16 protein-coding genes are annotated in these 13,711 nt (G+C 73.4%); 8 read left to right on the top strand and 8 right to left on the bottom strand.

Going from position 1 to position 13,711, the window contains the following annotated elements:
- Positions 1-140 precede the first annotated feature (140 nt).
- The gene (locus tag ABZ128_RS27175) at positions 141-419 is read right to left on the bottom strand and encodes a hypothetical protein (protein WP_356851483.1); all 279 of its coding nucleotides are present in this window, start codon (positions 417-419) and stop codon (positions 141-143) included.
- A gap of 133 nt (positions 420-552) precedes the next feature.
- Here ABZ128_RS27175 and ABZ128_RS27170 point away from each other — a divergent pair, with 133 nt between their 5' ends.
- Positions 553-1,839: a VWA domain-containing protein gene (locus ABZ128_RS27170; RefSeq protein ID WP_356851481.1), complete on the top strand. Its 1,287-nt coding sequence runs from the start codon at positions 553-555 to the stop codon at positions 1,837-1,839.
- Entirely contained in the window at positions 1,839-2,666 is an 828-nt protein-coding gene (locus ABZ128_RS27165) for a hypothetical protein (RefSeq protein WP_356851479.1), read from the top strand. The genes ABZ128_RS27170 and ABZ128_RS27165 overlap by 1 nt, the downstream gene beginning before the upstream one ends.
- Before the next feature lie 91 nt (positions 2,667-2,757).
- Here the strand turns inward: ABZ128_RS27165 and ABZ128_RS27160 are convergent, their stop codons facing one another.
- Positions 2,758-4,311 (bottom strand): APC family permease, encoded by a 1,554-nt coding sequence (locus tag ABZ128_RS27160; RefSeq protein ID WP_356851477.1) that lies wholly within the window; start codon positions 4,309-4,311, stop codon positions 2,758-2,760.
- A gap of 165 nt (positions 4,312-4,476) precedes the next feature.
- Between ABZ128_RS27160 and ABZ128_RS27155 the strand changes: the two genes are divergently transcribed.
- Positions 4,477-5,112, top strand: a complete 636-nt coding sequence (locus tag ABZ128_RS27155; protein WP_356851475.1) for a TetR/AcrR family transcriptional regulator C-terminal domain-containing protein — start codon at positions 4,477-4,479, stop codon at positions 5,110-5,112.
- 59 nt (positions 5,113-5,171) lie between these two features.
- On the opposite strand, the gene ABZ128_RS27150 is transcribed toward ABZ128_RS27155, so the two are convergent.
- The 3 genes from ABZ128_RS27150 to ABZ128_RS27140 are packed head-to-tail and all read right to left on the bottom strand — an operon-like array spanning position 5,172 to position 7,863.
- The gene (locus ABZ128_RS27150; protein WP_356851473.1) at positions 5,172-5,981 is read right to left on the bottom strand and encodes a hypothetical protein; all 810 of its coding nucleotides are present in this window, start codon (positions 5,979-5,981) and stop codon (positions 5,172-5,174) included.
- Entirely contained in the window at positions 5,978-6,631 is a 654-nt protein-coding gene (locus ABZ128_RS27145) for a response regulator transcription factor (protein WP_356851471.1), read from the bottom strand. The genes ABZ128_RS27150 and ABZ128_RS27145 overlap by 4 nt, the downstream gene beginning before the upstream one ends.
- The gene (locus ABZ128_RS27140; RefSeq protein ID WP_356851469.1) at positions 6,619-7,863 is read right to left on the bottom strand and encodes a sensor histidine kinase; all 1,245 of its coding nucleotides are present in this window, start codon (positions 7,861-7,863) and stop codon (positions 6,619-6,621) included. The genes ABZ128_RS27145 and ABZ128_RS27140 overlap by 13 nt, the downstream gene beginning before the upstream one ends.
- 175 nt (positions 7,864-8,038) lie before the next feature.
- On the opposite strand from ABZ128_RS27140, the gene ABZ128_RS27135 reads away from it, so the two are divergent.
- Complete coding sequence (locus tag ABZ128_RS27135) at positions 8,039-8,440, top strand: LPXTG cell wall anchor domain-containing protein (protein WP_356851468.1); 402 nt, start codon at positions 8,039-8,041, stop codon at positions 8,438-8,440.
- Here the strand turns inward: ABZ128_RS27135 and ABZ128_RS27130 are convergent.
- Positions 8,437-9,111, bottom strand: coding sequence for a DUF2278 family protein (locus ABZ128_RS27130; protein WP_356851467.1), 675 nt, complete (start codon positions 9,109-9,111; stop codon positions 8,437-8,439). The two genes, ABZ128_RS27135 and ABZ128_RS27130, sit on opposite strands and share 4 nt — an antisense overlap.
- A 141-nt stretch (positions 9,112-9,252) precedes the next feature.
- On the opposite strand from ABZ128_RS27130, the gene ABZ128_RS27125 reads away from it, so the two are divergent.
- The 4 genes from ABZ128_RS27125 to ABZ128_RS27110 all read left to right on the top strand — a co-directional run bounded on the left by ABZ128_RS27125 (position 9,253) and on the right by ABZ128_RS27110 (position 11,642).
- On the top strand, positions 9,253-9,918 hold the full coding sequence (locus ABZ128_RS27125) for a DUF6445 family protein (protein ID WP_356851465.1): 666 nt from the start codon (positions 9,253-9,255) through the stop codon (positions 9,916-9,918).
- A 116-nt stretch (positions 9,919-10,034) separates the two neighbouring features.
- Positions 10,035-10,199 carry a 50S ribosomal protein L33 gene (gene rpmG / locus ABZ128_RS27120; protein WP_356851463.1) on the top strand — a complete coding sequence of 55 codons (165 nt, stop codon included), beginning with the start codon at positions 10,035-10,037 and terminating at the stop codon, positions 10,197-10,199.
- A gap of 55 nt (positions 10,200-10,254) precedes the next feature.
- The gene (locus ABZ128_RS27115) at positions 10,255-10,503 is read left to right on the top strand and encodes a type B 50S ribosomal protein L31 (RefSeq protein ID WP_356851461.1); all 249 of its coding nucleotides are present in this window, start codon (positions 10,255-10,257) and stop codon (positions 10,501-10,503) included.
- Between the two features lie 26 nt (positions 10,504-10,529).
- Complete coding sequence (locus tag ABZ128_RS27110) at positions 10,530-11,642, top strand: GTP-binding protein (RefSeq protein WP_356851488.1); 1,113 nt, start codon at positions 10,530-10,532, stop codon at positions 11,640-11,642.
- A gap of 69 nt (positions 11,643-11,711) precedes the next feature.
- Here ABZ128_RS27110 and ABZ128_RS27105 read toward each other — a convergent pair whose 3' ends face one another.
- Complete coding sequence (locus tag ABZ128_RS27105; protein ID WP_356851459.1) at positions 11,712-13,280, bottom strand: hypothetical protein; 1,569 nt, start codon at positions 13,278-13,280, stop codon at positions 11,712-11,714.
- A 142-nt stretch (positions 13,281-13,422) separates the two neighbouring features.
- Positions 13,423-13,617: a hypothetical protein gene (locus ABZ128_RS27100; RefSeq protein WP_356851458.1), complete on the bottom strand. Its 195-nt coding sequence runs from the start codon at positions 13,615-13,617 to the stop codon at positions 13,423-13,425.
- Between the last annotated feature and the right edge of the window lie 94 nt (positions 13,618-13,711).

The following is a 13,711-nucleotide window of genomic DNA, read 5'->3' as shown; positions in this document are numbered from 1 at the left end:
ATATACACACCTCCCGCTCCACACTTTTCCCCCCCCCCCCGCTCTTCCTATCCCCCCCCGGTGTGCTGACGCCCGCCTGACCGGCCCGGCGCGCGGCATGCGCCCCCGCGCATGCCGCTCGTCTCCGTACGGGCGCACGGTCAGTACGGGCGCGGGGACATCACGTGCGGCTCGGCGTCCGGGGCGGCCAGGACGCAGCGGGGGACGCCGGGGCCGGGTGTCGTGCGGACGGACACCGGGGTCGGCGGATCGGTCGGCAGCTCGACCTGCACGGTGACGGGGCGGTCGGCGTGCGTGGTGCCGTGACCGGTCTCCTTGCCGTCGACGAGGATCTCCACCTCGACCCGGCGGCCGGTCTCGACGGTGGCGCTGACGGAGTGCCCCGCATGATCGATGTGAAAGTGATGGCGTCGTCTCATGGCTCGCCTCCGGCCGGGCACTCCGTTCCTGCGTCCAGCGTAGTCCCGGGCCCACCTGCCCGCAGCGCGCTGATCAACGCCGGTGGCGTGGGACTGTTTTGGTCTGGGGCCCGATCCTCAATACGATCCGGCGATGATCACAAGAAAATGGGTGGCGGCCGGGGCGTGCGGCCTGTTGGCCACCCTGGCGGTCGGGCTCTTCCCGGCGAACGCCGCCGCCGGCGAACCGGTGGCGAAGGAATCCCCCAAGGTCGAGCTGGTGCTGGACGTCAGCGGCTCGATGCGGGCGACCGACATCGACGGCAAGTCCCGCATGGCCGCGGCGAAGCAGGCGTTCAACGAGGTACTGGACGCCACCCCGGACGAGGTGCAGCTCGGCATACGCACCCTCGGGGCCACCTATCCCGGTGACGACCGGCAGCTCGGCTGCAAGGACACCAAGCAGCTCTACCCGGTCGGCAAACTGGACCGGACCGAGGCGAAGACCGCGGTGGCCACCCTGGCCCCCACGGGCTGGACCCCCATCGGGCCGGCCCTGCTCGGGGCGGCCGAGGACCTCAAGGGCGGCGACGCGACGCGGCGGATCGTCCTCATCACGGACGGCGAGGACACCTGTGCCCCGCTCGACCCGTGCGAGGTGGCCCGCGACATCGCGGCCCAGGGCATCCACCTGGTCATCGACACGCTCGGGCTCGTCCCGGACGCCAAGACCCGCGACCAGCTGATCTGCATCGCCGAGGCCACCGGCGGCACCTACACCTCGGTGCAGCACACCGCCGAACTCTCCGGCCGGGTGCGCCAGCTGGTGGACCGGGCCGCCACCCCGGTCGTCACACCCGTGGCGACCGAGGGCGCCAAGCAGTGCCAGGGCGCCCCGCAGCTCGGGGCCGGCCTCTACAGCGACCGCGAGGCCTTCGGCGAGCACCGCTGGTACCGGGTGGACGTCAAGCCCGGACAGGAACTGCGCGCCTCGGTGAGCATCGCCGCCGACCGCGCGGTCAACCGGGACTACGGGGTCCTGCTGCGCGCGGTGACCGTACACGGGCGGGAGATCGTCCGGGGCGCCGAGGCCGGTGACGGCCGCACCGACGTGATCTCGACCGGACTGCGCTACCCGAAGGCCGAGGCCGACGACGAGGACGCGAAGGGCAGCGGGGAGGGCAAGCCGGCCGCGGAGACCGTCTGCCTGCAGGTCAGCAACTCCTTCTCGGCTCCCGCCTCGGTCAAGACCACCCCGGGCCTGCCGGTCGAGCTGACCATCGACGTGGTGGACGGCCCCGACGACACCGCCGACGTGGCGGCCTTCGGGCTCGGCCGCGGCTGGTGGCTGCTCGGCGTGCTGGTGCTCTCGGGCCTCGTCGCGGGTCTGCTGTGGGGCTGGATCTCGCGCTGGCGTATCTCGGTCTGGAGGACGAACTGATGCGTACCGTACGCATACTGGCCGCCGCGGCACTGGCCGTCGGCGGGGTGCTGGGCGCGGGCGGCGCGGCAGCGGCGGACACACCCGCGCCGAGCACGAGCGCGAGCCCGGGCGGCAAGACGGCCGGCCCCACCGAGGCGGGCACGGCCTTCCGTACCGCCACTCCCGTCCGGCCGGGCCAGCGGGCCACGGCCGACGCCTCCACCGGTGACTACCTCTACTGGGTGCTGCCGCTGGACTGGGGCCGGCGGGCCACCGTACGGGCGCAGGTGAAGCTGCCCGCGTCGGCCGGCCGGCACGGCGCCTCGACCTGGCAGCTCGACGTGTACGACGGGCTGCGCCGCCGTCAGGCCTGCACGTACGGGAAGCAGACCGCGGCGGCGGCCAAGGAGGCCGCGTCGGTGGAGCTGTCCTGCACGCTGCGGACCGTCCGGCCCGGAGCGGAGACCTGGGCGAACGATCCCCTGCCCGGGAGCTACTACGTACGCCTGACCGTCCTGGACGCGGCGCAGGAGGACCTCGGACTGCCGGTGCGGGCCGAGATCGAGACGACCGTCTCGGACACGGGCGGCGCCTTCGCGGTGGACGGGGCGCTCGCCGCCCCGCTCGTACCCGGGATCACGGCGCAGCGGGCCGAGGCCAAGGGCTCGGCGAAGAAGCAGCCGGCCGCCGCCGGCGAGCCGGAGGGCGGCTGGTCCGGCGGACGGTGGTCCGACCGCTGGGTGTGGACCGCGGCCGGCGGCGTGCTCGGGGCCCTCGCGGGCGTCTTCGGGTACTCCCTCACCCGCGGCCGGGGCCGCCCCTCGCGGGTGCCGCCGGGCAGCTGACCGGGCGACGGCACCACCCGGGGCACGACGAGGGCCGTCCGGCCGGACCGCAGCAAGGCGTTCCGGCCGGACGGCCCTTTTCCGCCGGGGCTCAGGAAGACTCGGCGGCCAGCGCGCCGGGACGGTCGCCTGCGGCGGCCGCCGCAGCCGGTTCCGCGGCGGCCGCGGCCTCCCGCAGGCGGCGCTGCGGCTTCTTGACGAGCAGGTAGACCAGTCCCGCGGTGATCACCACGCCGGTGCCGAGCAGGCCGGCCCAGACCTGGTACCACGGGGCTCCGGGCGGCGCGAGCACGGCGCGCGGCCAGCAGACGTTGGCGACCTCGAAGGCGGTCCAGAGCACTGCGAGGACATTGAGGAACGTGCCCTTGCGCCCCAGCCGGACGTGTCCGGAGGGGACCCAGGTGCCGCGCAGCCGGGCGATCAGCGCGGCCAGGCTGACCAGGAAGAACGGCAGGAACGTGGCCGCGGTGCCGAAGGCGATCAGGCTGCCGATGGCGGTGGCGTTCAGGCCGAGCAGCAGGCCGGAGCAGCTCACGGCGGTCGAGGCGATCAGCCCGCCGATCGGGGCCTGACGGCGGTTGACCTTGCGCACCTGGCTGGAGAACGGGAACACCCCGTCGCGCGCGAGCGAGTAGACCCCGCGGGCGGCGCCGCCCTGGGAGGCCATGGCGCAGGCCAGGAAGCCGACCAGGACCACGGCGACGAACGGCTTGTCGGACCAGGAGCCGAAGGCGGTGGTGACGGCGGTGGTCACCGGGTCGAGGTCCTCGCCCGCCACGACGGCGGCCGGGGAGGGGTGGGCCAGGGCGACGGCCATCGCGTTGAGCATGACCACCAGGCCGACGCTGAGCAGTGCCCACCACATGGCCCGGGGCACCTGCCGCCCTGCGTCCTTGGTCTCCTCTGCGGTGGACACGCAGGCGTCGAAACCGATGAAGCCCCAGCCTGCGACGGCGAGGACGGCCAAGAAGGCCGTCACGGTCGAGCCGCCGGAGAGCTGCTCGGCGCCGAGGGTCTCGGTGAACAGCGAGAAGCCGTGCTCACGGAAGAAGAGCAGCAGGGTGAAGCCGACGAGGACCGAGGCGATCGCCTCGGCCGCGATGCCCAGCGACACGAACCAGCTCAGGATCCTGATCCCATAGGCGTTGACCAGCATGCACCCCAGCAGGATCGCGGCCGCCACGGCGACCATGGCCCCCGGGGAAGGGACGGCCCCGAACAGGGCGAAGACCCAGGGGGCCGCCAGGTACGCGACGGTGGTGTTGCCGAACATCACGGCGAACTGCCACACCCAGCCGCTCATCCATCCGAAGGAGGGCCCGAGCAGCCTGCGGCCCCACTGGTAGGGCCCGCCGGCGAGCGGCCACTGGGAGGCCAGCTCGGAGTAGACGTTCACCACCAGGCACTGGCCGAGCAGGACGATCGGCAGCGCCCACACCCAGGCCGGGCCCGCGATCGTCGTGCCGACCATGGAGACGGCGTAGAGCGCGACGACCGGGGAGACCACGGCGAAGCCCATGGCGATGTTGCCGAGCACACCGAGGCTGCGGCTCAGTTCCTGGCTGTAGCCCAGGTCGTTCAGGCGGGCGGCGTCGCTGTCCTCGGGGGCGGCCGCCACCGGGCCTGCGGAGGAAGGTTCTGGCATGGGCACCTCTACGGGAGGGGAGCGGGCCGGTGGGGCCGGCGCGCTCCGGAACCTAAATCTAACCTTGTTAGGTTTCGGGGATGCGGGGACCATAGCCCGCTCCGAACCCCTTGGGAAGACCCTCCGTACCGGTAATCTGACCGCGGAAAGAGGGGGACGATCACCGTGGGCCGACCGAACCAACCGCTGCTCAGCCGCGAGATCATCGCCCGCGCGGCGCTTGAGCTCCTGAACGCCGAAGGCCCGGAGGCGCTCAAGATGCGGACCCTGGCGGACCGTCTCGGCGTCCGCGGGGCCTCGCTGTACCACCACGTCGCCTCCAAGGACGACGTCCTCGACGCGGTCACCGAACTGATCAACGAAGAGATCGACCTGGCCCCCCTCGGTCACCCCGACTGGCGGGAGGGGATCGCCGCGTACGCGCGCGGCTACCGCCGGGTGTACCTGCGCCACCCCAACGTCATCGCCCCGGCGGCCCGGCGCCGCGTCGAGGCGGAGCGGGCGCTGCTCGGATACGACGCCCTGCTCGCCGCGCTCGTACGGGCGGGCTGCACCCCGGCCGGCGCCGCCGAGGCGGCCGCCGCACTCGACTACCTGGTGCTCGGCTCCGCCCTGGAGACCTTCACCGCCGGTTTCACCCGCTCCCCCGAGGCCTACCGCCCCGGCTACCCGGCCCTCGCCGACGCGCTCACCGGCGCCGACGCCGCGGTCGGGGGGCTCGCCGCCCTCGACGACCGGGGCTTCGAGCTGGGCCTCGCCCTGCTGCTCGACGGCCTCGCCGCCCGGGCGGAGCGGCCGTAGGACGGGCCGCCCCGCCGCGGCATGCCCCGGTGCAGCGGGCCGGACGCCCGGGCGGTGCCTCAGTAGCCCGCCTCGGCCCGTCCCGAGTCCGCCGCGATGTCCAGCTCCCCCGCGGCCGCCGGATCGTGCATCCCGCGCGCGACCTCGCAGCGCCCGGCCCCCGCCCTGGCCGTCACGCGGAAGCGGGTGGCGGTGGGCACGGTGAGCTCCAGCCGGCCCGAGCCCGCGCGGGCGGTGACCCGCTCCGGCGGGGCGAGGAAGCGGGCGACGGCCGAGCCCGCCCCGGCCCGGATGTCCGCCTGGGCGGAGGTGAGCGCGGAGGCTTCCAGGGAGCCGGCGCCGACGCTCGCCCGCAGCGGTCCGCGCAGCGCGGAGAGCCTCAGCCGCCCGGCGCCGACCTCGGCGTCGACGGCGCCGCCCAGCCCGCTGATGTCCACCGTGCCGGAACCCGCCCGGACCTTCACCGCGACGCCCGCCGGCACGGTCACGCCCAGGTCCACGGAGCAGCCGAACCCGGCCTCCAGTACGGCCGCGACGCCCGGGCAGCGCGGCTTCAGCTTCAGGGTGTCGCCGAGCCAGCTCTCCTCGATCACCGGCGCCGCCACCGACCAGCGGGCGTCGGCCCGGTAGGCGACCTGCGCGTCCGAGCGCGGGGTGACGCGCACGTCGGCGCTGCCCGCGTCGATCTCCAGGGCCGACACCGGCCGGGTCCCGGTGTCCCCGCTCAGGGTGCTGCTGCGGGTGGCGTGGTACGCCCAGACCTGCGCGGCGGCCGGAGCGAGGACGAACAGGGCACTCAGGACGGCGACGACGATCCACGCCGTACGGTGCGCCGGACGGGCTCCCCCTCCCCCGCCGGCCCCGCTCACGAGGTGCCGTCCAGGAAGCGCAGCACCGCGAGCACCCGGCGGTGGTCCCCGTCGGCCTGGGGCAGGTCGAGCTTGGCGAGGATGTTGTTGATGTGCTTGGCGACCGCGCTCTCGCTGATCACGAGCGCGGACGCGATACCGGCGTTGGAGCGGCCCTCCGCCATCAGGGCGAGTACCTCCCGCTCGCGCGGGGTGAGCCGCTCCAACGGGTCGATGGCCGCGCTGCGGCGCAGCAGCAGCTGCGCGACGACCTGCGGGTCGAGGGCGGTGCCGCCGGCCGCGACCCGCTTGAGGGCGTCGATGAACTCCTCGACGTCGGCCACGCGTTGTTTGAGCAGGTAGCCGATGCCGCCGCCCTGGCCGGCGAGCAGATCGGCCGCGTAGCGCTCCTCCACGTACTGCGAGAGCAGCAGCACCGCCGTCCCGGGCCACTGCCGGCGGATCATCAGCGCGGCCCGTACGCCCTCGTCGGTGAAGCCGGGCGGCATGCGGACGTCGACGAGGGCGAGGGCGGGCCCGTGCCGGGCGACCGCGTCGAGCAGGCCTTCGGCGTCGCCCGTCTCGGCGGCCACCTCGAACCCGGCCATTTCGAGGACCTTGACCAGCCCTATTCGCAGCAGCACCGAATCCTCGGCGATCACAGCCCGCACGGCAGCTCCACAGTCACGACGGTCGGGCCCCCGAGGGGGCTGCTGATCACGATGGTTCCGTCGACCGACCCTACGCGTTTGCGCAGGCCCACCAGTCCGGTGCCCCGCGCCGGGTCGGCCCCGCCCGCACCGTCGTCCGTCACGGTGATGCGCAGCAGGTCGGCGGTGCGGCGGGCCTCCACACTGCAGCGGGTGGCCCGGGCGTGCTTGGCGACGTTGGCCAGGGCCTCGGAGACGACGAAGTAGGCGACGGCCTCGACGGTGGGGCCCGGCCGGCGTTCCAACTCCACGGTCAGCTCCACGGGCAGGGGTGCTCGGGCGGCGATGCCCGACAGGGCCGCGTCGAGTCCGCGGTCCTCAAGGACGGCCGGATGCAGCCCGCGCACCAGGCTGTTGAGTTCCGCGATGGCCTCCTTGGCCTCCCGGTGCGCCTCGTCGATGACCGCCCTCGCCTCGGGCGGCAGGTCGGTCATCGTGGCGCGGGCGATGCCGAGGTTCATGGCGAGGGCGACCAGGCGCTGCTGCGCCCCGTCGTGCAAGTCCCGCTCGATGCGCCGGCGTTCGAGGTCGGCGGCATCGAGCACCCCGGCCCGGCTCTCCGCGAGGTCCTCGACGCGGCGCGCCAGTTCCTTGGCCCGGCTCGGTCCGAGGAGCGCCGCCGCGGCGAAGGCGTCGAGCCGGGCCAGGGCGGCGGCGAGCCCGGGAGTGGCCAGGAGCAGCAGGCCCCCGAGCACGGTCAGCAGGTCGTACGGGGTTTCCCAGCCCGGGCCGTCCTGGTGGGGCAGCAGCCAGGACCAGCCGTAGACGGAGGCCGCGGCGGCCCCGCCGGCCCATGAGAGGACGATCAGCGCCCCGCCCGCGCCGGTGAGCGGGCTGACCAGCAGGTGGTACCCGTACTGCCGCCAGGTCGACTCCGAGCGCAGCCGTTCGAGGAGTCCGCGCGGCTGCAGCGGCGGGTTCTCGTACCCCACGGGCGGGACGACGAGGTCCAACAGGGATTGGAACCGGCTGCGTTGGAGGACGGTGAGGAGCGGGCACAGCAGCAGCACCACGAGCAGGGCGCCGGGAGTCCGGCCGGGCGCCGCGAGCATCGTCGCGAACGCGGCGGCGGCGGGCAGGGCCATGGGGACGGCGGCGACGGTGAAGGCGGTGTTGCGCCAGGCCCACGCCGACCACGGGGCGTATCCGGCGAGCCGGCTGGAGGTACGCCTGAGCGTGCCGAGAAGTCCCATACCCCGTACGGTAATCGCACAGGTCAGGGCCGTTCCACCACCCTGGTACCCGGCCGGGGGTGTAGCCAGTGCCACCCCCGGTCCGGACGGTGCCGCTACTGATTCCGGCCGTGCCCGCGACCAGAGTGGTGGCCGTACCCGGAGGACGGACCACCGGGCCGGAAGGAGCCCCGCCATGACCCTCGTCGCCCCCCGCGTCCCGTCCCGCCGCACGCCCCGGCTCGCCACGGTGCTGACCGGCGCCGGGGTGGCGCTCGTCCCGTGGATGCTGGTGCTGGCGAAGACGCTCCCGCAGACCGCGGAGGTGTCCAACTGGTCCACGGCGTGGATCGGCCTGGACGCCGTGCTCGCCGCCGGTCTCGGCGGTACCGGGCTCCTGATGCGGCGTCACGATCCCCGCGCGTCACCACTGGCCGCCGCGACGGCGGCGCTGCTGGCGATGGACGCCTGGTTCGACGTGACGACCTCGGCCCCGGGCGCCGCCCGGGCGGCGGCGCTGACCCTGGCGGTGTGCGCGGAACTCCCCCTGGCGGCGGCCTGCGCAACGGTGGCGGCCCGCCGGACGGGACGTCTCTAGGGGGTGGCCGGCGGGAGCGGGTGGCCGGCGGTGTCGGTGGCGTCGGCCTGGGTGGAGAACCTGGAGACGAACACGTCGAAGAGGCCGTCCTCGCGCCGGGTCAGCGTGGCGCCGTCCTGCCAGGTGCCGTTGTCGGGCCACCACTGGCTGGCGGACGGATCGCCCTGGTTCTGGTGGATGTTGTGCATGCCGAGCCCCTCGTCGAAGGGCTCGCCGAAGATCAGGACCGGCCGCCCGGGGACCAGGATCGGCTCCAGCGCCTGCGAGGCCTCCAGGTACGAGCCGGAGACCCAGGGCCGGGGCGGGTTCAGCCGGTCCAGGAACCGCTGGATCCCTGCCGGCGGCCGCCGGACGAAGAGGCAGCCGGGACGGTCGGCGAGCGCAGGGTGGCGCAGGTAGTCGATGGCCCCCGATCCGGACACCCGGGCGAGGTCGTGGTACCCGGGCGAAGGGGAGGCGACCGGGTCGAGCACCGAGGCGTGCAGGGTGAAGACCTTCCACTGGACGCCGATGTCCGACTGCTTGGCGTCCACGTCGACGGCGCAGCGGTAGCGTCCCGCGGGCGCGTCGACTTCGAGGTTGACGTGGAACCACCGGCCCGTGCTGTCCGGCTGGTCGCGGAAGTGGCGGTGCAGCGTTCCGGCCAGCACCCCGTACGTGTCGAGCGGCATGGCGCCAGTCAACCACCCGGCGCGGCCCGCGGCGGGGCGCCGCACGTGTTTCCGCATCTCCCGGGCCATGGAGAACACTTGACGCAAGATTGACCGCTCGCGGAGCGAGTGCGCCGAGGACCGGTGGCTACGGTCCCTCCCATGCCACCTCCCCCCCTTCCCGTCCTCCCCTACCGCAAGCCGACCCTCGGTCGCGACTACTGGGTCCTGGACGACGTACTCCCTGACGCGGACGCCGTACGGGAGCGCTGCCTGGCCAAGGACGACTGGACCGAGGGCTATCCGCACAAACCCGAGAGCTGGCCGGGGCTGCGCGCCATGCCGGGCCTGGAGCCCGCGGAACTGGCCCGGGTGGAGCGGCTGGTACGCAAGTCCACCGGCGCCGCGAAGATCTGGGCCGAAAAGCCGGCCGGCGGCGGCACCTTCAACCACAACTGCGTGCAGGTCGTCGGCGAGGGCGAGTGCGAGCCCCGCCCGCACACCGACTCGCGGTCGCTGTGCCGCTACGCCGCCGTGCTCTACCTCAACCCGGAGGTGCCCAAGGACTGCGGCACCAGCTTCTACCGCCAGAGCCTGCCCGGCGGGTCCCTGGGCGGCAACCAGGTGATCGCGCCGCACAACAACCTGGTCGACGCCCTCGGCACCCGCTTCGTCTCCCCCGACTCCTTCGTGGAGGACGTACGGGTCCCGCACCGGGCCAACCGGCTGCTGCTCTACTCCGCCAACCTGATCCACAGTGCCACCGGGTACTGGGGGCACACCCTGGAGGAGAAGCGGATGACGGCCGTCTTCTTCTGGAAGGCCTGACGCGCCGGACCGGTGGCCCGCACCGCCCTCGGGCGGTGCGGGCCACCGGCGTATGACGGCGCGACCGCACGCCGAAGCCCTCTTGAAAATGGGAACCATTTCCATATACTGGTGCCATGGCACGCACCGAAGTACGCCCCGTCATCACCCTGCGCTCGACCGCGGGGACCGGCCACACCTACGTCACCCGCAAGAACCGCCGCAGCCACCCCGACCGGCTGGTGCTCCGGAAGTTCGACCCGGTGGTCCGCCGCCATGTCGACTTCCGCGAAGAGCGCTGACCCCGGCCTCTCCCGGACCCGCGCCAGCACCCCACCCGACCCGGAGGGACAGCCCATGAAACCCGGCATCCATCCCGCCTACGGCCCGGTCGTCTTCCGCGACAAAGCCGCCGATTTCGCCTTCCTCACCCGCTCCACGGCCACCAGCGACACGGCCCTGACCTGGGAGGACGGCAACACCTACCCGGTCATCGACGTGGAGATCTCCTCCGCGAGCCACCCCTTCCACACCGGCACGGCACGCGTACTCGACACCGCGGGCCGCGTCGAGCGCTTCGAGCGCCGCTACGGGGGCGAGCGGTGAGGCTGCCCGTCGTCATCGTCTGCGGCATGCACGCGGACGCCCGCCGGACCGTGGTGCAGCACCTGCTCGACACCGTGCCCGGCAGCATCGCCCTGCACCACGACCTGTCCACGGCGGCCGAGGGGACCGTACGGCGCACCGTCCGCGACGCCACCGGCCTGCTGGGATCCGGCGAGACCCCGCTGGTCAACGACTGCGCCTGCTGCGCCCTGCGCGCGGACCTGGTCGCGGAGCTGGAGCGGATCGCCCACGGCGCGCTCGGGCGGCTGGCCGTCGTCGAGCTGTGGGACTCCGTCGAGCCGCGGGCGATGGCCGAGGTCATCGCCGTGCACGGACACGGCGTGCTGGACCTCGGCAATGTGATCACCGCGGTCGATCCGGCCCTGGTGCTGCCCTGCCTCGCCAACGGGGACGACCTTCGAGAGGCCGGTCTCGCCGCGGCCGCCGCCGACCGGCGGACCGTCGGCGACACCTGGGCCCGGCAGCTGGAATACGCGCCGGTCCTCGCCCTCGTCGACAGCGGGGAGGCGGACGAGGAGGACCGCGCGCTCCTGGAGCAGCTCCACCCCACCGCCCGCCGGGTGGCCGTCGGATCCCTGGACCTGACACGGCTCGCCCTGGCGGGCTTCGACCCCGAGGCGGCCGCCGCCGCCCAGCACCCCGCCTGCGCGCTCCTGCCCCAGCAGGCCGACCGGGCCGGGGTCGCCACCCTGGTCTGGCACCGCTGCCGCCCGTTCCACCCCGAGCGGCTGTACGCGGCGCTGGAGGACTTCGCCCGTGCGGCGGCGCGCAGCCGCGGCCGGTTCTGGCTCGCCGACCGGCCCGACACGCTGCTCTCCTGGGACGCCGCGGGCGGTGCGCTGTGCGTGGAGGACTGCGGGCCCTGGCTGGCCTCGCTGCCGGATGCCGCCTGGGAGCTGGTGCCCGCGGCCCGCCGGGCCGCCGCCGCCCTGGACTGGCATCCGGAACACGGCGACTGCTGCCAGCACCTCGTCTTCACCTCGCCCGGCCTCGACCGGGCGGGCCTGGCGCGGCTCCTCGATTCCTGCCTGCTGACCGACGAGGAGTTCGCCGCGGGGCGCCCGGGGTGGAAACGCCTCCCTGCCGCCTTCGACGCCCTCCTCACCCCGGCCGCCTGACCCGGGGAACGCCCGCCGGACGGCCCTGCCGCCGTACGCGGCACCGTGATCCGCCGGCCGTCCGCTCGGTCAGCCGCCGTCGCGGACCGCGACGATGCCGTTGAAGACGCCGACGTACGCGGTGCCGTCGGGGCCGAGGGTGATCGGCGCCCAGTTGTTGTCGTACAGCGGTCCCGTACCGGTCAGCTGCCGCCAGCGGCGCTCACCGGTGCGGAAGTCCACGGCGGTGAGGTACCAGGCGTCGATGCCCCAGTGGTTGGGCTCCTTCTCGTAGAAGTACAGCAGGCCGTTCCCGGTGGAGAGCTTCGGTACGACCGAGGGCGCGCGGACGGCGCTCTGCCACACGGTGTCGCAGCCGCTTCCGTCGGCGCGGACGTCGATGCGGCTGACGCCGCCGGCGACGGACTTGCCGAACAGCAGGCTGGTGGGGTTCTCGTAGCCGTAGTTGTTCTCGACCACGATGCTGTTGCCCCAGGTGATCAGCGAGTTGTCGGTGGTCGAGGCGCCGGAGCCGAAGACCGGGACCTTGCAGACCAGCCGCCGGTCGGCGGGCACGTCGACGCCCCGCCGGTAGACCAGGACGTTCATCCGGTCGTCCGCATTGTCGGTGATGGCCACGTAGCCGTCGCCGAAGAGGTCCGGGGTGGTGCCCGAACCCTGGTTCACCGAACCGGGCTTGGTCCCGGTACCGCGGTCGTACGTCTGGCGCCACTGCACCTCGGGGGTGCCGTCGGCGGCGGCACGGAAGCTGTAGAGCGCGTGGTCGCTCACGATGGACACGCCGTCCTCCGCGACCGAGAAGGAGTTCTGGATCTCCTCGCCCTCCAGCCGGACGGAGCGGATCTGCGAGGTCGCGGGGTCCACGGTGCCGACGCGGCCCTGCCGGGTGACCCACCAGATGCGGCCGTTCCAGTCGGGCATCACGGAGGTGACCGGGTCGCAGGTACCGCTGGGCCACAGGTTGGTCCAGCCGACGCAGTCGTGCGGCACGTGCCCGGTGAGGTCCCAGTCGTCGTCGACGGCGAACTTCCAGCTGCCGTCGGGGTTCTGGCTGTGCGACAGGCGCAGGACGTGCTGCCGGGAGTCGGCCAGCACCGCGCGGTCGCGGTCGTCCAGATAGAAGTAGGCGCCGCCCGAGGTGTCCTTGAAGATCTTCGAGAAGTCGAGGGAGGTGATCGCCTCGACGGTCGAGGAGCGCTGCGGGAGCTGGTGTTCCGCGAGGGCCGCGAGCGTGCCGGGTTCGAGCAGCTTGACCTTGAAGCCCGAGAAGGTGCCGCACACCGTGACCAGGCGTCCGGCCGCGTCGAAGGTGGCGGTGGCGCATTCACCACCGAGGGCGGCGATCTTCTCGCTCCTCACCTGCGGGTTCCTGCCGAGCGGGCCGGACCAGGGCGAGGTGGCGCTGCCGGCCGCGTCGGAGTGCATCCCGCTGCGGCCGTTGGGGGCGAGGAAGGGGTGCTGCGGCGGGGCCTGGCCCGGCAGCGGGGCGGCGGCCGCGGGACTGCCGTCGTAGTGGCTGATCAGGCGGTGGCCCGGAGCCTTGGGTATCTCCTCGGCCTGCGCGGGGGAGATCCCGTGCATCGCCGTGAAGACGACCAGAGCAGGGAACACGGCGCAGTCCAGCGCTCTTCGGAACATCCGCAGTTCTCTTTCTCTCCAGGCCTGTTGACAGTGCGTATGACATCGCGCCGCCGCCAGACGCTAGATCGCACGGCCTGAGGAGTCCATGGAGGCGCCGGATGATTCATGAAGGCGCAACAGTCGATCAAGTCCCGCCGGATCAGGGTCTGAGGCCGGCGACGGCCTGGGCGGTGGCCGAGAGACCGTCGTGGATGGTCCCCGCCATGCTGCTGCTCGCGAGGTAGAACCCGAGCAGTACGCAGACGAGCGCGTGCGAGAACTTGAGGCCGCCGCTGCGCAGGAAGATCCATGCGAGGACGAGGAGCAGAACGATCACCGAGAGCGAGATCACCATCGAAACCTCCTGGGAGCGGCGCCCATGGTGGCGCACGAGGCGGTGCCTCCGGGCGAAACCCGTGTCCGCCGAACGGGTGTTGACCGTCCGTGAC

It is taken from the genome of Streptomyces sp. NPDC006326 (assembly GCF_040612915.1).
Classification (GTDB): domain Bacteria; phylum Actinomycetota; class Actinomycetes; order Streptomycetales; family Streptomycetaceae; genus Streptomyces.
This window is presented reverse-complemented; position numbering and strand designations above follow the sequence as displayed.